Source organism: Novosphingobium sp. NPDC080210, assembly GCF_050281025.1.
Taxonomy (GTDB): Bacteria; Pseudomonadota; Alphaproteobacteria; order Sphingomonadales; family Sphingomonadaceae; genus Novosphingobium.
Genome location: NZ_JBNNWL010000001.1, coordinates 152,178 through 174,794, shown reverse-complemented (window position 1 = coordinate 174,794; position 22,617 = coordinate 152,178). Strand labels below are relative to the sequence as shown.

General features: G+C 65.3%; 20 protein-coding genes. 7 read left to right on the top strand and 13 right to left on the bottom strand.

Annotated elements, in window-relative coordinates; all coding sequences use genetic code 11:
* Positions 1–6: 6 nt before the first annotated feature.
* The 4 genes from ACQKOE_RS00860 to ACQKOE_RS00845 form a co-directional block, all read right to left on the bottom strand.
* Positions 7–1,188 (bottom strand): RsmB/NOP family class I SAM-dependent RNA methyltransferase, encoded by a 1,182-nt coding sequence (locus ACQKOE_RS00860; RefSeq protein WP_427511146.1) that lies wholly within the window; start codon positions 1,186–1,188, stop codon positions 7–9.
* The gene (guaB, locus tag ACQKOE_RS00855; RefSeq protein ID WP_427511145.1) at positions 1,185–2,639 is read right to left on the bottom strand and encodes an IMP dehydrogenase; all 1,455 of its coding nucleotides are present in this window, start codon (positions 2,637–2,639) and stop codon (positions 1,185–1,187) included. Before guaB ends, ACQKOE_RS00860 begins: the two co-directional genes overlap by 4 nt.
* Positions 2,640–3,209: 570 nt before the next feature.
* Positions 3,210–4,715, bottom strand: coding sequence for a M28 family metallopeptidase (locus ACQKOE_RS00850; RefSeq protein WP_427511144.1), 1,506 nt, complete (start codon positions 4,713–4,715; stop codon positions 3,210–3,212).
* 95 nt (positions 4,716–4,810) lie between these two features.
* Positions 4,811–5,566, bottom strand: a complete 756-nt coding sequence (locus ACQKOE_RS00845; protein WP_427511143.1) for a 3-hydroxybutyrate dehydrogenase — start codon at positions 5,564–5,566, stop codon at positions 4,811–4,813.
* Positions 5,567–5,669: 103 nt separating this feature from the next.
* Between ACQKOE_RS00845 and ypfJ the strand changes: the two genes are divergently transcribed.
* A complete protein-coding gene (ypfJ, locus tag ACQKOE_RS00840) occupies positions 5,670–6,527 on the top strand; it encodes a KPN_02809 family neutral zinc metallopeptidase (protein WP_427511142.1) in 858 nt (285 codons plus the stop codon).
* Between the two features lie 57 nt (positions 6,528–6,584).
* Positions 6,585–7,733, top strand: a complete 1,149-nt coding sequence (locus ACQKOE_RS00835; protein ID WP_427511141.1) for an alpha-hydroxy acid oxidase — start codon at positions 6,585–6,587, stop codon at positions 7,731–7,733.
* A gap of 427 nt (positions 7,734–8,160) precedes the next feature.
* On the opposite strand, the gene sdhA is transcribed toward ACQKOE_RS00835, so the two are convergent.
* Genes sdhA through sdhC form a run of 3 tightly spaced genes read right to left on the bottom strand, consistent with a single transcriptional unit; the run spans position 8,161 to position 10,822 of the window.
* On the bottom strand, positions 8,161–9,978 hold the full coding sequence (gene sdhA, locus ACQKOE_RS00830; protein ID WP_374589853.1) for a succinate dehydrogenase flavoprotein subunit: 1,818 nt from the start codon (positions 9,976–9,978) through the stop codon (positions 8,161–8,163).
* 1 nt (position 9,979) lies between these two features.
* Entirely contained in the window at positions 9,980–10,420 is a 441-nt protein-coding gene (gene sdhD / locus ACQKOE_RS00825; protein ID WP_374589854.1) for a succinate dehydrogenase, hydrophobic membrane anchor protein, read from the bottom strand.
* A 12-nt stretch (positions 10,421–10,432) separates the two neighbouring features.
* On the bottom strand, positions 10,433–10,822 hold the full coding sequence (gene sdhC / locus ACQKOE_RS00820) for a succinate dehydrogenase, cytochrome b556 subunit (protein ID WP_374589855.1): 390 nt from the start codon (positions 10,820–10,822) through the stop codon (positions 10,433–10,435).
* 210 nt (positions 10,823–11,032) lie between these two features.
* Here sdhC and ACQKOE_RS00815 point away from each other — a divergent pair, with 210 nt between their 5' ends.
* From ACQKOE_RS00815 to ACQKOE_RS00800, 4 genes are read left to right on the top strand one after another with little or no spacing between them, the layout of a single operon-like run.
* A complete protein-coding gene (locus ACQKOE_RS00815) occupies positions 11,033–11,749 on the top strand; it encodes an SDR family NAD(P)-dependent oxidoreductase (protein WP_427511140.1) in 717 nt (238 codons plus the stop codon).
* Positions 11,739–12,629 (top strand): subclass B3 metallo-beta-lactamase, encoded by an 891-nt coding sequence (gene bla, locus ACQKOE_RS00810; RefSeq protein ID WP_427511139.1) that lies wholly within the window; start codon positions 11,739–11,741, stop codon positions 12,627–12,629. Before ACQKOE_RS00815 ends, bla begins: the two co-directional genes overlap by 11 nt.
* Entirely contained in the window at positions 12,626–13,582 is a 957-nt protein-coding gene (locus ACQKOE_RS00805; RefSeq protein ID WP_427511138.1) for a 50S ribosomal protein L11 methyltransferase, read from the top strand. Before bla ends, ACQKOE_RS00805 begins: the two co-directional genes overlap by 4 nt.
* A complete protein-coding gene (locus ACQKOE_RS00800; RefSeq protein WP_427511137.1) occupies positions 13,521–14,465 on the top strand; it encodes a DMT family transporter in 945 nt (314 codons plus the stop codon). The genes ACQKOE_RS00805 and ACQKOE_RS00800 overlap by 62 nt, the downstream gene beginning before the upstream one ends.
* Positions 14,466–14,655: 190 nt before the next feature.
* On the opposite strand, the gene ligA is transcribed toward ACQKOE_RS00800, so the two are convergent.
* The 5 genes from ligA to ACQKOE_RS00775 form a co-directional block, all read right to left on the bottom strand.
* A complete protein-coding gene (ligA, locus tag ACQKOE_RS00795) occupies positions 14,656–16,722 on the bottom strand; it encodes an NAD-dependent DNA ligase LigA (protein WP_427511136.1) in 2,067 nt (688 codons plus the stop codon).
* 4 nt (positions 16,723–16,726) lie between these two features.
* Positions 16,727–17,410: a GNAT family N-acetyltransferase gene (locus tag ACQKOE_RS00790; protein ID WP_427511135.1), complete on the bottom strand. Its 684-nt coding sequence runs from the start codon at positions 17,408–17,410 to the stop codon at positions 16,727–16,729.
* Positions 17,410–19,074 (bottom strand): DNA repair protein RecN, encoded by a 1,665-nt coding sequence (gene recN / locus ACQKOE_RS00785; RefSeq protein ID WP_427511134.1) that lies wholly within the window; start codon positions 19,072–19,074, stop codon positions 17,410–17,412. Before recN ends, ACQKOE_RS00790 begins: the two co-directional genes overlap by 1 nt.
* A gap of 56 nt (positions 19,075–19,130) precedes the next feature.
* Positions 19,131–19,586, bottom strand: a complete 456-nt coding sequence (locus ACQKOE_RS00780; protein ID WP_427511133.1) for an RrF2 family transcriptional regulator — start codon at positions 19,584–19,586, stop codon at positions 19,131–19,133.
* Between the two features lie 70 nt (positions 19,587–19,656).
* Positions 19,657–20,454, bottom strand: a complete 798-nt coding sequence (locus tag ACQKOE_RS00775) for an outer membrane protein assembly factor BamD (RefSeq protein WP_427511132.1) — start codon at positions 20,452–20,454, stop codon at positions 19,657–19,659.
* Between ACQKOE_RS00775 and ACQKOE_RS00770 the strand changes: the two genes are divergently transcribed.
* Complete coding sequence (locus tag ACQKOE_RS00770; protein ID WP_427511131.1) at positions 20,453–20,716, top strand: hypothetical protein; 264 nt, start codon at positions 20,453–20,455, stop codon at positions 20,714–20,716. The two genes, ACQKOE_RS00775 and ACQKOE_RS00770, sit on opposite strands and share 2 nt — an antisense overlap.
* A gap of 73 nt (positions 20,717–20,789) precedes the next feature.
* Here the strand turns inward: ACQKOE_RS00770 and lepA are convergent, their stop codons facing one another.
* On the bottom strand, positions 20,790–22,607 hold the full coding sequence (gene lepA / locus ACQKOE_RS00765) for a translation elongation factor 4 (RefSeq protein WP_427511130.1): 1,818 nt from the start codon (positions 22,605–22,607) through the stop codon (positions 20,790–20,792).
* Positions 22,608–22,617 lie beyond the last annotated feature (10 nt).

Here is a 22,617-nt window from a genome sequence, read left to right as displayed (position 1 = left end):
GTGCATTTAACATGGCGAACCAAAACAGGCGATGAAAAACCCGTCGGTTCCATCTGCCCCTGGGGACAGGCGCCAGCCTGCCCCGCGCGGTGCCCCGGCAGGAAGCGGAGGCAGCTGCGCCTTCCAACCCGGATGCCGCGCAAGAAAGCCCTCAGCCTGATCCGCACCCTCGGCATCGAGCAGAGAGCAGGTCACGAACACGACCCGCCCGCCGGGACGAACCAGGTTGGCGGCAATGTCCAGCAAGCGCGCCTGGATCGCGCCGTAGCGCGCAATCTCGCGCTCGCTCAGCCGCCAGCGCGCTTCAGGGTTGCGCCGCCAGGTGCCGGTGCCGGAACAGGGCGCATCGACCAGCACCGCATCGACCTGCCCGGCCAGATCGGCCAAAACCTCGGCCTCGCGATTGGGGTTGAGCAAGCGCGTCTCGATCATGCTCGCCCCGGCCCGCTCGGCCCGCGGCGCAAGGCGCGACAGCCGCGTGCGATCGGTATCGCAGGCGATCAGCCGCCCCCGGTTCTCCATCGCTGCGGCCAGGGCCAGCGTCTTGCCCCCTGCCCCCGCGCAAAGATCCACCACCGTTTCGCCGGCCCGGGCCTGCACGGCCAGACAGGCGATCTGCGAGCCGCCGTCCTGCACCTCGACCAGGCCGCGCTCATAGGCCTGCCATTGCTCGACCGGCGTGCCCGAAGGAAACCGCAGGCCATGCGGCGCGGCGAGCGGCTCGCCTGCTTCGGGCAGGCTGATCGTATCGCGGTCGGCCCGCAGGGAATTGACCCGCAGGTCGAGCGGCGCGCGGCCCAGCAGAGCCTGGGCCTCCACTCCCGCAATTCCGCTGCTAGCCAAAGCGGCTTCGAGCCAGACCGGAGCGACACCGCTTTTTGCCGCTGCCTCATCCTCGGCCAGCGGCGCGGGTGCGTGGCGTGAACCGTCGAACAAGGAAAGCAGGGCCGGATCGCCCTCCCCCAGGCGCAACATGGCGGCGCGGCCGCTGTCCGGAACCGGGCCGCAGGCGCGGATCGCGCCAAAGACCAGTTCGCGCACGGCGCGGCGGTCCTTGCTTCCGGCAAAACGTCGGGTGCGGAACCAGTCCGCCGCGATCCGGTCCGCGCTGGCCCCGCCGCCCTTTGCTGCGGCAATCACGGCATCGAGAATCTCGATCGCCGCCTGGACGCGGGCTTGCGGGGTCACAGCTTGTAGTTCGGAGCCTCGCGGGTGATCGTCACGTCGTGGACGTGGCTTTCCTTCAGCCCGGCATTGGTGATCCGCACGAATTGGGCGCGAGTGCGCAGATCGTCGATCGTGGCGCTGCCGGTATAGCCCATGGCCGCCTTGATCCCGCCGACCAGCTGGTGGATCACGTCCTTGGCCGGGCCCTTGTACGGCACTTGACCTTCGATCCCTTCGGGAACCAGCTTCATCTGGTCCTTGATGTCCTGCTGGAAGTAACGGTCCGCACTGCCGCGCGCCATGGCCCCGACCGAGCCCATGCCGCGATAGCTCTTGTAAGCGCGGCCCTGGTAGAGGAACGTCTCGCCCGGCGCTTCCTCGCAGCCAGCCAGCATGGAACCGACCATGATCGTGCTCGCCCCGCCGGCCAGTGCCTTGGCCGCATCGCCCGAGGTGCGCAGCCCGCCGTCAGCAATGACCGGAACGCCGGAATCGCGCGCGGCGCGGGCAGCTTCCATCACGGCGGTCAGCTGCGGCACGCCGACGCCCGCCACGACGCGCGTGGTGCAGATCGAACCGGGACCGATGCCAACCTTCACGCCGTCCGCGCCCGCGTCGATCAGGGCGCGGGTCGCGTCATAGGTGGCAACGTTGCCAGCGATCACCTGGGCCGAATTGGAGATCTTCTTCACCCGATCAACCGCGCGGGCCACGTCCTTGTTGTGGCCATGGGCGGTGTCGATGATAATAACGTCGCATTCCGCCGCCAGCAGCGCCTCGGTGCGTTCAAAGCCCTTGTCGCCCACGGTCGTTGCCGCAGCCACGCGCAGGCGGCCGGTCGCGTCCTTGGTGGCGTCGGGATAGGTGATCGCCTTTTCCATATCCTTGACCGTAATCAGGCCGGTGCAGTGGAAATTCTCGTCCACCACCAGCAGCTTTTCGATCCGGCGCTGGTGCAGCAGGCGGCGCGCTTCTTCCTGGCTGACGCCCGGGCGGACAGTGGCGAGGTTTTCGTGCGTCATCAGTTCGCGCACGGGCTGAAGCGGATTGTCGGCAAAGCGCACGTCGCGGTTGGTCAGAATGCCGACCAGCTTGCCGCCGGATTCGACCACCGGAATACCCGAAATGCGGTTGGCCAGCATCAGCGCCTGCGCCTCGCCCAGCGTGGCGTCCGGGCCGATGGTGATCGGATTGACCACCATGCCGCTTTCAAACCGCTTCACCGCGCGAACTGCGGCGCACTGTTCCTCGATCGTCAGGTTGCGGTGCAGCACGCCGATGCCGCCCAGCTGGGCCATGACGATCGCCATGTCGGCCTCGGTCACCGTATCCATCGCCGACGAGATCACCGGGATATTCAGCGCAATATCGCGCGTCAGCCGGGTGCGGGTATCCGCCATCGAAGGGAGGATGTCAGACTCGGCCGGCCGAAGCAGGACGTCGTCGTAAGTCAGGCCGAGAGGGATATCCATGGTGCCACTTGCCTTTTGCGCGGTTCGATTCGTGGCGGCCCATGTAAACGCAGGGTGGCGGATATGCTAGTGCCCCGAAGGGAGAACTTGGTTCGCGTAAAACCCGGCTTCGACAAGCTCAGCCTGAGCGGGGTTTCAAAGCAAGTCCGTTCGTCCTGAGGAGGTGCTGAAGCCGCAGGCTGAAGCACCGTCTCGAATGACTGCGTTTGATGCTGTGGTTCGAGACGGGTCCTCAAGCTGCGATTTCGGCCCCTCCTCACCACGAACGGTTCTGAAAAACACCTCGTCATTGCGAGGAGCATAGCGACGAAGCAATCCAGGACGGCAGGGGGTGCGCGTCCTTTCAGCGCCGGGTTTGCGGCCAGCTCGCAATGATTCACGCAAAGGCGCAAAGAAGAAGGAGGCGCGAAGGGCTTGCGCAATGGGCTGCTTCGCGTTCCAATCCTGTGCCGAGTAAAACGCACCGGACGGGTGAGACGCGCCTACGGCGGTCCAAACCTTCGCGCCTCCCTTTCTTCTCCGCGCCTTTGCGTGAACTATTCCTGGCAACCACCAAAGGATGCCGCGAGTCTAGTTCCGCGCGAAGGGAACCTTGCGCGGGTCGGAGAACCAGCGGGCCAGGGCAGTCAGAAATTCGACGTCATCCGCAGCGCCGCCCAGTTCAAGGCCTCGGCCGATCTGGTCGCCGGGGCGGTGGTAGTCGGTGTCCATGAACTTTTCGACCAGGGCAATGTCCGACCAGGAACTGGAGATCATCACCGCGGGAACGTCGTGCTTCATCAGCGCCCAGCCATCCTGGCGGCGGACATAGGCGTTGGCAGCATCGCCTTCCGCCAGCTTGCGCTTTTCCGCCTTGGCCACGGCGGCGATATAGGGATCGAGCGCGGTCATGCCCTTGCCCACGACGGCAAAGGGCTGGCCTTTTCCGGCCAGGGCCACCGTATCGATGTTGAACGCGGCCACGATGTTGCCCAGCGGCAAAGGCGGATTGTCGGCAAAGGATTCGATTCCCAGGAAGCCGATCTCCTCTGCCGTCGTCGCCATGAAATAGATGTCGCGGTCCGGTTCGGGCATTTTCGCCAGCCGCCGCGCCACTTCGGTCAGGACAGCAACGCCGCTGGCATTGTCCACGGCGCCGTTGCAGATCAGGTCTTCGGCGGGCGGTTCAGCACATTCACCAAAGTGGTCCCAGTGCGCCAGCAGCATGACCGCGCCCAATTCGGGCCGCCGACCGGCGATCTTGCCGATCACGTTGTGGCTCTTGATCCGGGTTTCGCGCGTGGTCGCCTCCAGCGAAACGGCCAGGTCGAGCGGGCGCGCGGTAAAGCCGGGCTGCCGGGCCTCTGTTTGTAGACGGGCAAGGTCGAGCCCTGCCCCGACCAGCACGCCGTTCAGCGCCGGCACGGTGATGAAAGCCTCCAGGTCGCCGCCCAGGCTGTCACTGGCCAGGGCATAGCCCTTGCGCATGCGCTGCGCCCGGACGTTGTCCAGGCTGCGATCCCCGTCCAGCACGGTGAGGACCGCAGAGGCCCCGGCTTTCAGCAGCGCGTTCTGCCGATCCGAATTGGCAATGCCGCCATCAAGCAATAGGGCGACGCGCCCCGCGAGGTCCGCGCGCGGCGGTATGGCATCGCCGGTGCCGACGAAGACGACCGGCGCATTCTCCACCAGGCCGCGCTTGCCCGAGGTAAGCGCCAGGACCGATCCGGCGGGGGCATAGAGCCGCCGCCCCTTGCGCGTGAAAAAAGCGCGGCTGGTATCCGGCTCGCGCGCGACGATGTTGACCGGCGCGAACCACGGGTGAGCAGGATCGTTGGTGCCCGATTGCAGGCCGATCTCAAACCATTGGCGGCCGATATAGCGCAGCGTCTTGGCCTCGCCATCGGTGCCCGGTTCGCGCCCGTCGTATTCGTCACTGGCCAGTTCGGTGATGTGGGCGCGCAATTGCGTTTCAAGTTCGATTCGCGCCTTGTCGGGCTTGGCCTTGGGTTTTGCAGCGGCAAGCGGATGAATCGCCAGCGATGCCGCCAGCAGCGGCGCAGCAATGCGGATTATCGCTTGTCCAAAACGCCTCATCGCCTCCTTATCCCGTCAAGTGGGCAAAGCGGCAAGCGGCTGCGTGCGGCGCGGAAACTTTGCGCCGCACGGTGGCAGGAATGTTACAGGTGCCGCTATTCGGCGGTCCAGCCACCATCCATCGAGATGTTGGTGCCGGTGATATTCGCGGCGGCATCGCGGCACAGGAACACCGCCATTTCGCCCACGTCGGAAGGCTGGACGAACTTCTTGGTGGGCTGGCGGGTCAGCAGGACATCGTTGATCACCTGTTCGCGCGTCATGTTCCGCGCCGCCATCGTATCGGGGATCTGGTTCTCCACCAGCGGGGTCCAGACATAGCCGGGGCTGATGCAATTGGCGGTAATGTTGAACGTCGCCAGTTCCAACGCCAGCGTCTTGGTCAGGCCGGCCAGGCCGTGCTTCGCCGAAACATAGGCCGCCTTGAACGGCGATGCGGTGAGCGAGTGGGCGCTCGCTGTGTTGATGATCCGGCCCCAACCCGCCGCTTTCATGTGCGGGATTGCCAGACGGCAGGCATCGAAGGCCGCCGTCAGGTTGAGCGCGATGATCGTGTCCCACTTGTCGACCGGGAATTCCTCCACCGGCGCAACGTGCTGCATCCCGGCATTGTTGACCAGGATGTCGATCGGCCCGGCCCCGGCCATCAGCGCTTCGACGCCTTCGCGCCTGGACAAGTCAGCGGGTACGTGAACCGCCTTCAGCTCCTCGCACAGGGCGGCAATCGTCTGTTCGTCGCCAAAGCCGGACAGGACGACTTCGGCCCCCTCGGCCGCAAGCGACCGCGCCACGGCCAGACCGATGCCCGAAGTGGAACCCGTAACCAATGCACGCTTGCCCGAAAGGAACATTCTCGACTCCAAAGACTTGTTTAATGCGATAGAGCTTGGCCATTGCGGCTGGACTTCGCTTTGTCCAGCCCGGTCGCCACCAAACTGGCCCGGAGGGTTGCCGATGCGTCTCGATGATTTCGATCCCAGTGCAATCCGCGTGGAAGACCAGCGCGGCGGACGATTTCCGATCGGCGGCGGCGGCAAGCTGGGTTGTGGCTCGCTGATCATTGCCCTCATCGGTGCGCTGGTGTTCGGGATCGACCCCGCGCAGATGCTGGGCGGGCTGGAACAGGTACAGGGACCGGCCCAGGACGCGCGACCGGGTGGCGGTACCAATGTCGAGGAAAGCTGCCGAACCGACGCCAGCAGCCTGCAAATGTGCAACGCGTTGTCCTCGCTCAACAAGACCTGGCAGCCGGTCTTTGCCGCCGCCAACGTGCCGTTCCAGCCGCCCAAACTGGTGTTCTATTCGCAGATGGGCCGGTCCGGCTGCGGCGCAGCGCAGAGCGCGATGGGGCCGTTCTATTGCCCCAGCGACCAGGGAATCTACCTCGACACCGACTTCTTTGAGCAGATGGACCGCGAGCTGGGCGCGAAAGGAAAGTTCGCCCGCGACTACGTGATCGCGCACGAATACGGCCATCACATCCAGAGCCTGACCGGCGTGTCCGACCAGATCCGCAGCCTGCAATCGCAGAACCCGCGCCAGGCGAATGCCCTGTCGGTCCGGCTGGAGTTGCAGGCCGATTGCTATGCCGGGGTCTGGGCCGCGAAGAACCGCGACCGGCCGGAACCGGGCGACATGGAAAGCGGCCTCAACGCCGCAAATGCCATCGGCGACGATGCCTTGATGCGCGGTGCGGGCCGCCGCGTCAGTCCGGAGCAGTTCACCCACGGCACCAGCGCACAACGCATGGAGTGGCTACGCAAGGGCATGGAGAATGCCGACGACGCCGTGTGCGACCAGCTGATGCGCTGATCCCCGCCGCAGCAAGGCCGGTTGCCGGACCGGAGTCGCACGTGTAACTCCGTCGCCATGCGACTGACCGACTGCCACAACATCGACGATTTTCGCCTTCTTGCGAAGCAGCGCCTGCCCTGGCCGGTATTCGACTATATCGACGGTGCGGCGGACGATGAACTGACCAAACAGCGCAACACGGCGGCCTATGCCGATTGCGATCTGGTCCCCGACGTGCTGGCGGGGGTGGGAGAGATCGACACCAGCTGCACCATCCTGGGCCGCAAGAGCGCGCTGCCGCTGATGCTGTCGCCCACGGCCTTGCAACGCGTGTTCCACTGGCAGGGTGAGCGCGCCGTGGCCCGCGCCGCCGAAAAGTTCGGCCTGTGGTTCGGGATTTCCAGCCTGGCGACCGTTTCCATCGAGGAAATCGCCGACCTGGTCTCCACGCCCAAGATGTTCCAGTTCTATTACCACAAGGACCGGGGGCTCAACCGTTCGATGATCGAACGCTGCCAGGCGGCAAAGTTCGATGCCATCGCTCTGACGGTCGACACCATCGTTTCGGGCAAGCGCGAACGCTGCGCCCGCTCGGGCTTCACCTCTCCGCCCAAGTTCACCGCGCGCAACCTGCTGGGCTATGCGATGAAGCCGCGCTGGGGGCTGGACTATCTGCTGCGCGAAAAGTTCGCCCTGCCCAATCTCGACACCCATGTCCGCGAAGGCACGGGCGAGGCGATCTCGATCGCTGGCTATTTCAACACCATGCTCGATACCAACATGGACTGGAAAATGGCCGAGCAACTCCGCGACGATTGGGGCGGCAAGTTCGCGCTGAAAGGCGTGATGAGCGTGGCCGACGCCCGCCGCGCCGCCGACATGGGGATCGACGCGATCATGATTTCCAACCACGGCGGCCGCCAGCTCGACGGCAGCCGCTCTCCGTTCGACCAATTGCGCGAGATCCAGGATGCCGTGGGCGGCCGGATCGAGATCATCTGCGATGGCGGCGTGCGGCGCGGCACCCACGCGCTGAAAGCCGTCTGCACCGGGGCCACGGCGGCATCGGGCGGCAGGCTCTACCTCTATGCCCTCGCCGCTGCCGGCCAGGACGGCGTGGAACGCGCGATCAGCATCCTGAAGGACGAGATCGAACGCGGCATGAAGCTGATGGGGGTCAAGTCCGTCGCGGAACTAACGCCGGACCGGCTGCGCTGGCGTTGATGGGGGGCGGTTAAAGCACCTCGTCATTGCGAGGAGCGCAGCGACGAAGCAATCCAGGGCGGCGAGTGATGCGCGTTCCCTTTGGCGCTGGGTCTTACGGCATGATCCGAAGGATTCACGCAAAGGCGCAAAGAAGAAGAAGAAGGAGGAGGCGCGAAGGGGGCTGCACTTCAAGCTTGTCACCCCCTCTTCACGCCTTTGCGCCTTTGGGTGAGCCCTTCTGACCAACCCGGCTTCGACAAGCTCAGCCTGAGCGAGATTCTTGGATGTCCGTTCATCCTGAGGAGGTACTGAAGCCGCAGGCTGAGGCGCCGTCTCGAAGGATTGCGCCTGAACGCAGTGGTTCGGCATTTACCCTCCGGACAAGACGCGAAAAAGGCCGGATCTTGCGACCCGGCCCCTTCGTTTTTCCGGTGAACCGGAACGCTTAGTACACCCGCTTCTTCGGCTTGATGTATTCCACGTCGTCGGTCAGCGTGAATTCGTGCACCGGACGGTAGTCGATCCTGACCTGACCGCCCTTGCCGCCCCAGCCTTCGAACCAGGTGGCAGTGTGCTTCATCCACTGCGCGTCATCACGCTCGGGGTAATCCTCGTGCGCATGGGCGCCGCGCGATTCCTTGCGGTTGTGCGCGCCGTGGAGCGTGACCGTCGCCTGGCTGATCAGGTTGTCCAGCTCCAGCGTTTCGATCAGGTCCGAGTTCCAGATCAGCGAGCGGTCGGACACCTTGATGTCCTGCATCCGCTCGTAGGTCTTGGCGAGCTTGACCTTGCCTTCGGCCATCAGTTCGTCGGTGCGGAACACGGCAGCGTGCTGGCTCATCGTGCGCTGCATTTCGGTGCGCACTTCGGCCGTCGGCGAACCGCCATTGGCGTGGCGGAAGTGGTCCAGACGGGTCAGGGCCAGGTCGGCACTGTCCTTGGGCAGTTCGGCATGGGCCGACTGCGGCTTGATCAGTTCCTTGAGGCGATGACCTGCGGCGCGGCCGAACACCACGAGGTCGATCAGCGAGTTCGAACCCAGGCGGTTTGCGCCGTGGACCGAAACGCAGGCCGCTTCGCCAACCGCGAACAGGCCCGGCACAACCGTTTCCGGATTGCCATCGGCGCCGATGGTGACGACTTCGCCGTGATAGTTCGTCGGAATGCCGCCCATGTTGTAGTGCACGGTCGGCACAACGGGGAGCGGCTGGCGGGTCAGGTCAACCCCGGCAAAGATCTTGCCGCTTTCGGTGATGCCCGGAAGACGCTCTGCCAGCACCTTGGGATCGATGTGATCGAGGTGCAGGTAGATGTGGTCCTTGTTCGGGCCGACGCCGCGCCCTTCGCGGATTTCCAGCGCCATCGAACGCGAAACCACGTCGCGGCTGGCCAGGTCCTTCGCGCTGGGGGCATAACGCTCCATGAAGCGTTCGCCTTCGGAGTTGGTGAGGTAACCGCCCTCACCACGCGCGCCTTCGGTGATCAGCACGCCCGCGCCGTAGATGCCAGTCGGGTGGAACTGCACGAATTCCATGTCCTGCAGCGGCAGGCCAGCGCGCAGCACCATACCGCCACCGTCGCCGGTGCAGGTATGGGCCGAAGTGGCGGTGAAGTAGGAACGACCGTAGCCGCCCGTCGCCAGCACAACTGCGTGCGAGCGGAAGCGGTGGATCGTGCCATCGTCCATGCACATGGCGATCACGCCGCGGCACTGGCCGTTTTCCATGATCAGGTCGATCGCGAAGTATTCGATGAAAAAGTCCGCATCGTACTTCAGGCTCTGCTGGTAGAGCGCGTGCAGCATGGCGTGACCGGTACGGTCAGCCGCAGCGCAGGTGCGCTGCACCGGCGGGCCTTCGCCCATGTTCTGCATGTGGCCGCCGAACGGACGCTGGTAGATCGTGCCATCGGGGTTGCGGCTGAACGGCACGCCGGCGTGCTCCAGTTCGTAAACCGCCTGGGGTGCTTCGCGGACCATGTATTCGATGGCGTCCTGGTCGCCCAGCCAGTCCGAACCCTTGACCGTATCGAACATGTGCCAGGTCCAATGGTCCGGGCTGTTGTTCTTCAGGCTGGCGGCGATCCCGCCCTGGGCAGCGACGGTGTGGCTGCGGGTGGGGAACACCTTGGTGATGCAGGCGGTGCGCAGACCGGCTTCGGCACTGCCCATCGTCGCGCGCAGGCCAGAGCCCCCGGCGCCGACGACGACCGTGTCATAGGTGTGGTCAATGATCTTGTAAGCGGGCTTGGCAGCATCGGCCATCTTAGCGGCCTCCCATCATGGATTGCATGGCCTGCATGGCATTGGCGGCGCTTTCGTTTCCGGCAGCGACCATCACCATGCGGGCGATGAAGAACAGGCTGGCCGCGGCCCCGCCGAATGCGGCAAGGTTCAGGGCGGCCATGGCGGCAAACTTGTTGGCATGTTCGTGGACATAGTCCTCGATCACGACCTGCAGGCCCAGCTTGGCGTGCCAGAAGGTCGATACGGCGAACAGCGCCAGCAGCGTGGCGGCAAGCGGGGCAGTCGCCCACTTCATCACGTCGCCATAGGAATAGCCCGGCAGCGTGACGAGCGAGAAGACCAGCCACAGCCCCAGGAAGAGGTTGGCAATCGCGGTATAGCGCGCCACCAGCCAGTGGTGCGAGCCCGAGTGAGCCGAGCCAAGCGCGCGGACGCGGCCGATAGAGGTTCCGTTACCCATCGTCTTTCGTCCTTACTTCAGGAGAATCACGGCCCAGGTCGCAACCGTTGCGGCAAGCGCAAGCAGCGGCGTCGCGACCGACCAGGCGGCGTTGTTCTTAAGCTCGTAACCCGCGCCGATATCCAGCACGAAGTGCCGGATTCCCGAGGCCATGTGGTTGAAGAAAGCCCAGGTCAGGCCAACCAACACCACCTTGCCATACCAGGCCGAGGCGTGAGCGACGAAACCGGCATAGGCCTCCGGTCCGCCAGCCAGGGAGGCCAGCCACCAGATCAGCACACCCAGACCCACCAGGGCCAGGCCATCGCCGGAAACGCGGTGAAGGATCGAGACCAGCATTGCCGGTCCCCAGCGCCACACCTGCAGGTGCGGAGCGATCGGTCGGTTCTTCGTGGCAGCCATCTGCGCCGTTTCCCCTTGGATTCATGGCGGGGCAAAGTGCCCCCTTCGCGACACTCCCCATAATCAAAACGATGAACGGCGCAAGCGCACTATGGGGTAATCTTGCGAAGACGGTGCGGCAGCTTCGCTTCGCACGCCCGAAGCAGCGCATTGGCGCATCCGGACAAGCCCGCGCTTGTCGAAGGAGCAAAGCTGGGCCAGAGACGGGGCATGACCCATCTAACTGCCCTCGTTACTGGCTCGTCACGCGGGATCGGCGCGGCCATTGCCCAATCGCTGCGCGCGCGCGGCGTTCAGGTGATTGGCCACGCGACCCGTGCCGTCGATGCCTCTACCATTGCCGCCGACCTAACCGACCCGACCGCGCCTTCTTCAATCTGGGACCAGGCGCTGGAACGCGCCGGAGGCCGGATCGACCTGCTCGTCAACAATGCCGGGCTGTTCCAGGCCAATCCCATCGGCCTGTCCGACATCGAATGGCTCGACAACTGGGAGGACACGCTGCGGATCAATCTGACCGCAGCGGCAGAACTGTCGCGCCTGGCCGTCAAGCACTGGCTTGAGGGAGAGCGCGGCGGACGCGTGGTCCACATCGCCAGCCGCGCCGCCTATCGCGGGGATTCGCCGGACCACTGGCACTATGCCGCAGCCAAGGCAGGCATGATCGGCCTGCACAAAACCATTGCCCGCCACTATGCCAGCAAAGGCATCATGAGCTATGCCATCTGTCCCGGCTTCACCGATACGGCCATGGCGGATGACTATCTGGCCAGCCGGGGCGGTCCGGGCCTATTGGCTGACATTCCGCTGGGCCGAGTCGCCCAGCCGGAAGAAATCGCAACCATGGCAACCTTTTGCGCCCTGGATGCCCCCGAAAGCATGACCGGCGCAGTGCTGGACGCCAATGGAGCCAGCTTTGTTCGCTAAGATCACACTCGCCGCCCTTGCCGCATTAGGTTTTGCCAGCACCGCCTCTGCCGAGCGGGTCGGGGCAAGCAAGGACATTGTCGCCGCCTGCGGAACGCGCGATGGCTGGTCCGAACCGGCTCCACCAGCCCATGTCTATGGCAACACCTGGTACGTCGGCACTTGCGGCATTACCGTCCTCCTGATCGAGACCAGCGCTGGTCTGATGCTGATCGACGCCGGCCCGGAAGATGCGGCAGAGCACGTCCTGGCCAGCGTGCGCATGCTGGGATTCGATCCGCGCCAGATCAAATGGCTGATGGTCACGCACGAACACTTTGATCATGCAGGCGGAATCGCGGCTATCCAGAAAGCCACCGGCGCAAGGTTGGCCGTCGGTCCTTTTGCCAGGGAAGCCCTGCGCACTGGTCGCTCCTATCCCGACGATCCGCAGCATGACGAACTGAAGGACCGGCCCATGCCCCCGGCGCGCGTGGACCGCGTGCTGCGCGACGGTGGCAAGCTGACGCTGGGCGGCGTTACCGTGACCGCCCATGCAACGCCCACGCATTCCAGGGGCTCGACCAGCTGGACGTGGCAAAGCTGCCAGGACGGCAAGTGCCTGGACATCGCCTTCGCGGACAGCATCAGCACGATTTCCAGCGGCCCCTACCGCTTTATCGATCACCCGCAGCGCGTGGATGAGGCCCGCAGCGGGATCAAGGCGATTGCCGCGCTTCCTTGCGACGTGCTGCTGACGCCCCACCCGCAAGGCAGCAATTTGCTCCCGCGCCTGTCCGGTCGTGCCGCCTTGGTCGATAGCAAGGCTTGCCAGGCCTATGCCGCAGGCGGACAGCAACGCCTTGCCGAGCGTCTTGAAAAGGAAACCGCCGCCAAATGAGCTGGAAGCTGACCGCCCTAGCCCCGCGCGGCGTGATCGAGGCTGCCTTGCTGGCGCATGAGGATGCGTTCGATTGGGACCCGGAAATCGTCCTGTCCGGCAGCGAGATTGCCGAGGACCGGCCCGACGACTGGCAGCTTGAAGCCTGGCTCGCCCGTAAGCCGAGCAAGGCGGACAAGGCCGCGATTGCGGCGCTGTTCCCCGGCAAGGCACCCAGGTTGGTCGAAGAAAAGCTACCCGATGTCGATTGGGTGACGGAAAGCCAGCAAGGGCTTGAGCCGATCCGCGCTGGACGCTTTCACGTCCATACGCCTGAGCATCCGCCGCTGGGCGACCCCGCCGTGCGGGACTTTGCCATTCCGGCCAGCCAGGCGTTCGGCACGGGGCAGCACGCCACGACTGCCGGGTGCCTGGAAATGCTGGGCGAGATGAAGGCGCGTGGGCTGGTGGTGCGCAATCTGGCCGACATCGGCACGGGCACCGGCCTGCTCGCCTTTGCGGGTCTCCACCTCTGGCCGCGCGCCATTGCCACGGCCAGCGACATCGATTCGGTCTGCGTCGGCGTGGTCGAGGACAACGCGCGGAGCAATGGCATTGCGATGGGCGCGGGTCCTGGCGAGCTGACCATGCTGGTGGCCGACGGGATGGAGCATCCGCTGCTCAAAGCGCGCGGGCCTTATGACCTGATCATTGCCAATATCCTGGCCGGACCCTTGATCGGGCTTGCCGCCCATTTCGCCAAGGCGCTCCTGCCGGGCGGGCACTTGCTGCTGGCGGGCCTGCTCGAAACGCAGGAGCCACAGGTCCGCCGCGCCTGCCGCGCCGCCGGCCTTCGCATTGCCGAGCGCAAGGTGAATGGCGACTGGTCGATCCTGTGGCTGCGCAAGCGCAATGGCGGAGCGGTTCGGGCCAGTCGTCCAGGCGTCCTGCCCGACTGGTCGCGGGCCTGGTAAGGTGAACCTGCGCGACTTCCTGATCCTGATCGGCGTCTGCCTGACCTGGGCGGCCAACAATGTGATCAGCAAGATCGTCGTCGCAGAGTGGCACGTGCCCCCGCTGCTCTATGCCGCGCTGCGCTTTGCCATCGTGCTCCTGGCCACGCTGCCCTGGCTGCTGCCTATCCCCAGACCGACCTGGCGCATATTGCTGGTCGGCTTGCTGATGGGGGGAGGCAGTTTCGCTATCCTGTTCGTCGGCCTGCAAACAGTCACCCCATCCGAAGCGGCGATTGTCAGCCAGGCAGGCGTACCGATCACCACCCTGCTTTCGATAATCATGCTGGGTGAGCGGATCGCCTGGCGTCGCGCGCTTGGCATCACCCTGACGCTGGTCGGCGTGCTGCTGGTGGTGTGGGAGCCCGGTTTCGCGGTTTCTTCGGGGATGCTGCTGATCCTCGCCTCGGCCTTTTTTGCCTCGCTTGGCGCGGTGCTGATGAAGCAGATGGACGAGATTGCCCCGCTGCGGTTCCAGGCCTGGGTTGGCCTGATGGGCTTTGCCGCGCTGACGCCGCTGACTTTCATTCTGGAGAATCCGCAGTGGTCCGTCATTGAAGCGGCTGGCTGGCCGTTCCTGGCAGCACTGCTGTTCTCCGCGCTGATCGTGTCCGTTGTTGCCCACACCGCTTATTACGTGCTGATCCAGCGGTACGAAGCGAACCTGCTTTCGCCGCTGACGCTGATCACGCCGCTCGCCACCATTGGCCTCGGCGTGGCGATTACGGGGGACCGGCTGGACGCGCAGATGATTGCCGGATCTGCCATTGCCCTGACCGGTGTGCTGATCGTCGCCGTGCGCCGCACCCGCGCGCCGATCCCGCAAGCGCAGGAGCATTCGTGAGGGTTGGCGAAAACAACCCGGCTTCGACAAGCTCAGCCTGAGCGGGGTTCGGTGACGCGACTACACCCGCTCACCCTGAGCCTGTCGAAGGGTATCTGAGCGGGTTCATTGAAGCACTCGCTCAGCCTGAGCGGGGGTTGGTAACGCGCCTACACCCGCTCACCCTGAGCTTGTCGAAGGGTGTCAGGCCCTAACCCGCCGCCTTCACGATTTCCGCCCAGGCTGCCTCGTCGATCACTTCGATCCCGAGTTCCTGCGCTTTCTTCAGCTTGGAGCCGGCGCCGGGTCCGGCGACCACCAGGTCGGTCTTGGCCGAGACCGAACCGGCAGAGCGCGCGCCAAGCCGCTCCGCCTGGGCCTTCGCCTCATCCCGGCTCATGGTTTCCAGCGCGCCGGTAAAGACCACGGTCTTGCCCGCAACGGCGCTGTCCCTGGTTTCGACCACGTAGTCCGGCGGGGACACTTCGCTGAGCAGATCGTCCCACACCGCGCGGTTGTGCGGTTCGTGGAAGAAATCGCCCAGCGCCTCGGCGACGGCGGGGCCGATCCCGTCGATCGAGGTCAGTTCCGCGCCCGCTTCAGCGTCCCCGGCATGGGCCGCCTCGGCCACGGTCCGCAGCCGCTGCAGCGAGCCGAACCGCTTCATCAGGTCGCGCGCCGTGACCGCGCCGACGTGGCGAATACCCAGGCCGAACAGCAGCCGCGCCGCATCCGGCGCGCGCTTGGCCTCGATCGCTGCCAACAGGTTGTCCACAGACTTGTCCTTCCACCCCTCGCGCTCAAGGATGGCGCTGCGGCGCTTGCGCAGGCGGAAAATATCCGCCGGGCTTTCCAGCCAGCCCAGGGCGAAGAACTCGTCGATGGTCCGCTCGCCCAGCCCCTCGATGTCGAGCGCGGCGCGGCTGACAAAGTGCTTGAGCCGTTCGGTCCGTTGCGCCGGACAGATCAGCCCGCCGGTGCAGCGCACGTCGACTTCGCCCTCTTCCGCCACGGCTTCGGACTGGCATTCCGGGCAATGGTCCGGGAAAGCGTAGGCAGGCCGCGCTTCGTCAGGCGTGAGGTTTTCCACCACCTGCGGGATCACGTCGCCGGCGCGCTGGATCACCACACGGTCACCGGGCCGCACCGCCAGCCGCGCGATCTCGTCGCGGTTGTGCAGCGTCACGTTCTGCACCACCACCCCGCCTACCGTAACCGGAGTCAGCCGCCCGACCGGCGTCAGCTTGCCGGTGCGGCCGACCTGGATGTCGATGGCCTCCAGCGTGGTTTCGGCGCGTTCGGCCGGAAACTTGTGGGCGATGCCCCAGCGCGGCGCCTTGGCGACAAAGCCCAGCCGCTCCTGCCAGTCCAGCCGGTCGACCTTGTAGACCACGCCGTCGATGTCATAGCCCAGCTCGGCGCGCTTGTGCTCGATCCCGCGGTAGTGCGCCAGCATCGCCTCCACGCTCTCGCACCGCGCGAGCAGCGGGGAAACGGGCAGACCCCAGGCCGCAATACGCTGCATCATCGCGAACTGGCTCTGCTCCGGCACTTCGCTCGCCGCACCCCAGCCCCAGGCCAGGAAGCGCAAGGGGCGGCTGGCGGTAATCTTCGGATCCTTCTGCCGCAGCGAGCCCGCCGCGGCATTGCGCGGATTGGCGAAGATCTTGCCCTCCGCGGCCTCTTGCGCAGCATTGAGCGCAAGGAAATCGGACTTGGCCATATAGACCTCGCCCCGGATTTCGAACACGTCCGGCACTTCGCCCGACAGCTGTTCGGGGATGTCGGTGATCGTGCGCACGTTGGGCGTCACGTCCTCGCCCACTTCGCCATCGCCGCGCGTGGCGGCGCGGACCAGGCGCCCCTGCTCATAGCGCAGCGAACAGGACAGGCCGTCGATCTTGTCCTCTGCCGTGAAGGCCACCGGCACTTCATCGCCCAGCGCCAGAAAGCGGCGCACGCGCGTGGCAAAGTCCGCCACGTCCTCGTCGGAAAAGGCGTTGTCCAGGCTGAACATCCGCTGCTCGTGCCGCACCTTGGACAGCGGCGAAGCTGCGACGTCGTGCCCGACCTTGCGGCTGGGGGAATCGGGCCGGATCAGGTGGGGATAGGCGGCCTCAAGCTCCGCATTGCGGCGAACCAGCGCATCGAATTCCGCGTCCGAAATTTCCGGCGAATCCTCGGCGTGATACAGCCGGTTGTGGCGCGCGATCTGCCGGGCCAGGCGCATCAGTTCATTCGCGGCGTCCGCCTCGCTGGTGGAAAAGAGTTCGGTCATCTGCTCACTCCCGCTCCAGCACGGTCACCACCATGTTCCGCCGCCCGCGAAAGCCGAGGCTCTCATAAAGACCGATGGCCTTGGCATTGCCGGCGTAGGAATGGAGGAACGGGGTCCGGCCCTCCGCAACGATGTCCGCCATCACGCGGCGGATCAGGACTCCGGCCAGCCCTTGCCCGCGAAATTCGGGCCAGGTGCAGACGCCGGATACTTCGCCGAATTCCTGCGTGGGGCGCATCCGTGATCCGGCCATGGCGGCAAGCTTTCCATTACGGCGAATGCCATAGAAGTTGCCATAGCAACGCGTGAGCGGCGCCCAGGGTCCCGGTTCGGTCGCTATGGCCAGCGCGGCCATCTCTTCGGCATCGTCGGCGCCAAGCAGCACGACAGCTTCATCGTCCGGGGCAACCAGGGCAGGACTTTCCGCCACCATCTGCAACAGGGGTGCGGTGCGGGCGGTGCGCATTCCGGCAGGTGCAGGCCATTCCTCCGCCTCGACCAGCCAGGCCTGCTCTCCCGGCGCAAGCAGTTCGGCCAGCGCGGCCTGGGCCTCGTCTGAATGGTCATGCGCCGCAGCAAAGGGGCCATAGCGTGGATCGACGCGCACGGCCTGCCCAGCGCCGCGGGCAAGCGCGGCTTGCGGTCCGGTCAGCATGTGCCAGACCGGACGATCCAGTGGATGCTCCATCATACCCCTTCCAGCAGCCGGTCAGCCTGGGCGCGCGCTTCGGGCGTCACTTCCGCACCGGACAGCATGCGCGCAATTTCTTCCTGTCTGCCGCTGACGTCGAGCAACTGGACCGAGGTGCGCGTGACCGTGCCCTCGCTCGACTTCGCAATCATGTAATGCTGGCTGCCCCGCGCCGCGACCTGCGGGCTGTGGGTGACGGCCAGCAATTGCCCCCCGTCGGCCAGCCGCGCCAGCCGCTCGCCAATCGCGCTGGCGACAGCCCCGCCCACGCCGCGGTCGATCTCGTCAAAGATCACCGTTGCCGCCCCGCCCTCTTCGGCCAGCGCCACCTTGAGTGCGAGGATGAAGCGTGAGAGTTCGCCGCCCGAAGCGATCTTGGCCAGGGGCGCGAAATCGGCACCGGGATTGGTGCTGATGAGGAATTCCACCGCATCCATGCCTGATGGGCCCCAGCGCTCTTCCGGTTGCGGCGTAACTGCGGTGCGGAACCTGGCGGCATCCAGCTTCAGCGGTGCCAGTTCCCCAGCCACCGCCGCATCGAGCCGCCCGGCGGCTTCGCTGCGCTGCGCGGACAGAGCCTCCGCTCTCGCGCGGTATTCGGCCTCGGCAGCAGCAGCGGCCTGTTCAAGCGCGGAAATCTCGGCCTCGCCGCCTTCGATTGCGTCGAGTGCTGTCCGCATGTCGCGCATCTTGGCTGGCAAGTCATCGACCTGACATTGATGCTTGCGGGCAGCCGCGCGCAGATCGAACAGCCGCGTTTCGATCCGGTCGAGCGCGGCGGGATCGTGAGCCAGCGCCTCGGCCGCGCGCTCCAGCTTTTCCTCGGCCTCGCTCGCCTCGATCACGGCGCGGTCCAGCGCGGCCAGGGCCTCGCCCAGCATGGGATGCTCCCCGGCGATCCGGTCCAGCCGCCGCGCCGCGCCGCGCAGATTGGCCAGCGCCGAATCCGATCCGGCCCACAGCGCGCGCAGCGCCTCCAGGTCGTCGGTCAGCTTCTCGCCCTTTTGCATCGCGGCGCGCGCCTCGGCCAGTTGCTCTTCCTCGCCCTCCTGCGGCTCCAGCGCCGTCAGTTCGGCGAGGTGCGCCAGCAGCAGGTCGCGGTCCTCGGCAGCGCGAGCGATAGCCGCGCGCGCGCCGTCCAGCGCTTCGCGCGCGGTGCGCCACTTGTCCCAGGCGGCTTCCACCCCGGCAACATCCGCGCGGGCAAAGCGGTCCAGCAAGGCGCGGTGCCCGCGCGGATTGACCAGGCCGCGATCATCGTGCTGGCCGTGCAACTCCACCAGGTGGCCCGCCAGTTCGCGCAGCAGGGCGGCGCTGACCGGCTGGTCATTGACGAAGGCCTTCGATCCGCCATCGGCCTTGACCCGGCGCTTGATCAGCAGCGGCTCGCCCGGTTCCACGTCCAGTTCCGCCTCGCCCAGGATCGTAGCGATCCCGTGCGGCAGAGCGCCGAATTCAAAGCTGGCCGTGACGCTGGCCTGATCCTCGCCAGCACGGACCAGCCCGCTATCCGCCCGCGCGCCCAGCACCAGGCCCAGCGCATCCAGCAGGATCGACTTGCCCGCCCCCGTTTCGCCCGTCAGCACGCCGAGCCCGCCCGCGAAATCGAGGTCGAGCGCTTCGATCAGAACGACATTGCGGATGGATAGACGGGTCAGCATGTTCGCCGCCTGTTCTAACGGCATGATTGCATGGAGTCATCCACCTTGCACGCGAATTACCCAGTTTCGGCTCTGGCCTCGTCCTCATCAAAAGGCGGCTCCAGCGCGATCGGGTCGGCCAGGGTCACACGGTCGAGCATCGCCGCCATTTCGTCCCGCAGGGTCAGCATCAGGCCGCGCAGGCGGCATTCCGCTTCGGGCAGGCAATTGTTGCAATGTTCGTGCGCGTTGCGACTGGCACATGGGACCAGAGCCAGGCTGCCGCGCGTCAGGCGGATGATGTCGCCATAGCGGATATCGACCGGGGCCAGCGCCAGTTCATACCCACCGTCGCGTCCCCGGTGCGAAATCACAAGTCCTGCGCGGACCATTTCGGAGAGGATCACGGTCAGGAACTTGCGCGGGATATTCTGCGCTTCGGCAATCGTATCGAGCCGCACTGCCCCCTGCCGCCAGGTATCGGCCAGGTGCTGCAAGGCGCGGATCGTATAGCGGGTTTTCTGCGAAAGCATGAGCGGGCGCCATAGAGCACCCGCAAATCCTAAATGTCAACCTGCGGAGTAGAAAGTCCGCCTTGCCACCTTACTTCGCCGTCACGCCCGGAGCATGCTTGCCCATCAGCTTGTAGGCCTTGTCGTACCACTCGCTGCCCGGATAGTTGTTGCCCAGGACGGCGGCATATTTCAGCGCCTCTTCCTGCATGCCCAGGGTCAGGCTGGATTCGACCATGCGGAACAGCGCTTCGGGCGCATGGCTGGTGGTCTGGTAGTTTTCGATCACGTTGCGGAAACGCAGGCTGGCAGCCAGCCAGCGGCCCGAACGCTCGTAATAGCGGCCGATCTGCATTTCCTTGCCGGCGAGGTGATCGTTGACCAGGTCCAGCTTGACCCGCGCATCGGCGGCATAGCGGGTGTTCGGATAGCGGCGCACCACTTCGGTCAGCGCGGTCAGCGCCTGGCCGGTGATCTTCTGGTCACGGTCTACGTCGCTGATCTGCTCGTAATAGCACAGCGCGATCAGGTAGTAGGCGTAGGGCGCGTCGCGGTTGCCCGGATGGATCGACAGGAAGCGCTGGGCCGACTGGATCGACTTGGTGTAATCCTTGGCCACGTAATAGGAAAAGGCGCTCATCAACTGGGCGCGGCGGGCCCAGGGCGAATAGGGGTGCTGGCGCTCCACCTCGTCAAACAGGGCGGCGGCAACCTGGGTATCTCCCCGGTCCAGCCGGTCCTTCGCCGCATTGTAGAGCGTTTCCACGTCACGCGCGACAAAGGCGGTGTCCCGCACCTTTCCAGCCCGCCCGCCGCAACCGGCAGTGAGCAGCATGGCCGTGGAGGCAGCGGCAAGGATGGCGAGCTTGAGCGGGGAGCGGGCGATCATGATGCTGGCCTATAACCAGTGCTTTCCTGAACGCCAAGTGAAAGGCGCGGTGTTTCCCCTGATCGAGCGCAAGCCCCGCCAACTGCGACAGGCTTACCCGGCACGCGTGCGCGGAACCCAGGTTGACACAGTTGACACCCTGTCCACTTCATCCAACAGCCTGAACCGCCTGCATTTCTGCCGATTTCACCGGGAGCGCCGCCAAAACGCAACGCGGGAAAACAAAATTCCTGCGCCAGGCCAGGCAACCAGCACGAAGTGAGATGAACGGGAAGCGACATGACCCCCCTAAACCACGCGCGGGGGCATGTAGGAAAGCGGGTGAAGCGCCGCCCCTACTCCTCACCCATCCGCAGTGCCGCAATGAAGGCTTCCTGGGGGATGCTGACGTTGCCGTATTCGCGCATCCGGGCCTTGCCCTTCTTCTGCTTTTCCAGCAGCTTTTTCTTGCGGGTGATGTCGCCGCCATAGCATTTGGCGGTGACGTCCTTGCGCATGGCCGCGATGGTTTCGCGGGCGATGACCTTGCCGCCGATCGCGGCCTGGACCGGGATCTTGAACAGGTGGCGCGGGATCAGGTCTTTCAGGCGTTCGCACATGTGCCGCCCGCGCGCTTCGGCCTGGCCGCGGTGGACGATCATCGACAGGGCATCGACCGGCTCGTTGTTGACCAGGATGCTCATCTTGACCAGATCGCCTTCGCGCAGGCCGATCTGTTCATAGTCGAAGCTGGCATAGCCGCGGCTGATGCTTTTCAGGCGGTCATAGAAATCGAACACCACTTCGTTGAGCGGCAGTTCATAGGTCACCTGCGCGCGCCCGCCGACATAGGTCAGGCCGGTCTGCACCCCGCGCCGGTCCTGGCACAGCTTGAGGATCGAGCCGAGATATTCGTCGGGCGTATAGATCGTCGCCTTGATCCACGGTTCGTCGATCTGCTCGATCCGGCTGGGATCGGGATAGTCCGCCGGGTTGTGCAGCAGGATCTCGCGCGCGTCGTCGGTCTTCGATTTGCGCAGCTGGATGCGATAGACCACCGACGGCGCGGTGGTGATCAGGTCCAGATCATATTCGCGTGTCAGGCGCTCCTGGATGATTTCCAGGTGGAGCAGACCCAGGAATCCGCAGCGGAAGCCAAAGCCCAGCGCCGCGCTGCTTTCCATTTCGAACGAGAACGAGGCATCGTTCAGGCGCAGCTTGGCGATGGATTCGCGCAGCTTTTCAAAGTCAGCCGCATCGACCGGGAACAGGCCGCAGAACACCACCGGCTGGACTTCCTTGAAGCCCGGCAGAGGTTCGGCAGCGCCGTTCTTGGCCGTGGTGATGGTGTCACCGACCTTGGCCTGGGCCACTTCCTTGATCTGCGCGGTGATGAAGCCGATTTCGCCCGGCCCCAGTTCGGGCAGATGTTCGATCTTGGGCGTCATGCAGCCGACGCGGTCGATCAGGTGCTCGGTCCCGCCGGCCATGAACTTGACCTGCAAGCCCTTCTTGATCACCCCGTCGATCACCCGGACCAGGATGACGACGCCGAGGTAGGGATCGTACCAGCTATCGACCAGCATGGCCTTGAGCGGAGCGTCGCGGTCCCCCTTGGGCGGGGGGATCTTGGTGACGACAGCCTCAAGCACTTCCTCGATCCCGATGCCGGATTTGGCGCTGGCAAGGACTGCATCGCTGGCGTCGAGACCGATGATCTCCTCGATCTCGGCCTTGACCTTTTCGGGTTCGGCGGCGGGCAGGTCGATCTTGTTGATGACCGGCACGATTTCATGGTCATGCTCGATCGACTGATAGACGTTGGCCAGGGTCTGCGCCTCGACCCCCTGCGCGGCATCGACCACCAGCAGCGCGCCTTCGCAGGCGGCCAGGCTGCGGCTGACTTCATAGGCGAAGTCGACGTGGCCGGGCGTGTCCATCAGGTTCAGTTCGTAATCCAGCCCGTCGCGCGCCTTGTAGTTGAGGCGCACCGTCTGGGCCTTGATCGTGATCCCGCGTTCCTTCTCGATATCCATGTTGTCGAGCACCTGCGCGCTCATTTCGCGCTCGGTCAGGCCGCCGGTGAACTGGATCAGCCGGTCGGCCAGCGTGCTCTTGCCATGGTCAATGTGCGCAATGATCGAAAAATTGCGGATACGGGACAGGTCAGTCATAGCTCGCGCC

Coding starts and splice junctions, on each gene's coding strand:
- ligA (WP_427511136.1), bottom strand. CDS start 16,722: ATGACCGAACTCTTTTCCACCAGCGAGGCGGACGCCGCGAATGAACTG.
- ACQKOE_RS00845 (WP_427511143.1), bottom strand. CDS start 5,566: ATGTTCCTTTCGGGCAAGCGTGCATTGGTTACGGGTTCCACTTCGGGC.
- ACQKOE_RS00850 (WP_427511144.1), bottom strand. CDS start 4,715: ATGAGGCGTTTTGGACAAGCGATAATCCGCATTGCTGCGCCGCTGCTG.
- ACQKOE_RS00790 (WP_427511135.1), bottom strand. CDS start 17,410: ATGGAGCATCCACTGGATCGTCCGGTCTGGCACATGCTGACCGGACCG.
- ypfJ (WP_427511142.1), top strand. CDS start 5,670: ATGCGTCTCGATGATTTCGATCCCAGTGCAATCCGCGTGGAAGACCAG.
- sdhC (WP_374589855.1), bottom strand. CDS start 10,822: ATGGCTGCCACGAAGAACCGACCGATCGCTCCGCACCTGCAGGTGTGG.
- ACQKOE_RS00815 (WP_427511140.1), top strand. CDS start 11,033: ATGACCCATCTAACTGCCCTCGTTACTGGCTCGTCACGCGGGATCGGC.
- lepA (WP_427511130.1), bottom strand. CDS start 22,607: ATGACTGACCTGTCCCGTATCCGCAATTTTTCGATCATTGCGCACATT.
- ACQKOE_RS00770 (WP_427511131.1), top strand. CDS start 20,453: ATGATGCTGGCCTATAACCAGTGCTTTCCTGAACGCCAAGTGAAAGGC.
- guaB (WP_427511145.1), bottom strand. CDS start 2,639: ATGGATATCCCTCTCGGCCTGACTTACGACGACGTCCTGCTTCGGCCG.
- ACQKOE_RS00835 (WP_427511141.1), top strand. CDS start 6,585: ATGCGACTGACCGACTGCCACAACATCGACGATTTTCGCCTTCTTGCG.
- ACQKOE_RS00800 (WP_427511137.1), top strand. CDS start 13,521: ATGGCGGAGCGGTTCGGGCCAGTCGTCCAGGCGTCCTGCCCGACTGGT.
- sdhD (WP_374589854.1), bottom strand. CDS start 10,420: ATGGGTAACGGAACCTCTATCGGCCGCGTCCGCGCGCTTGGCTCGGCT.
- ACQKOE_RS00805 (WP_427511138.1), top strand. CDS start 12,626: ATGAGCTGGAAGCTGACCGCCCTAGCCCCGCGCGGCGTGATCGAGGCT.
- sdhA (WP_374589853.1), bottom strand. CDS start 9,978: ATGGCCGATGCTGCCAAGCCCGCTTACAAGATCATTGACCACACCTAT.
- ACQKOE_RS00780 (WP_427511133.1), bottom strand. CDS start 19,586: ATGCTTTCGCAGAAAACCCGCTATACGATCCGCGCCTTGCAGCACCTG.
- recN (WP_427511134.1), bottom strand. CDS start 19,074: ATGCTGACCCGTCTATCCATCCGCAATGTCGTTCTGATCGAAGCGCTC.
- ACQKOE_RS00775 (WP_427511132.1), bottom strand. CDS start 20,454: ATGATCGCCCGCTCCCCGCTCAAGCTCGCCATCCTTGCCGCTGCCTCC.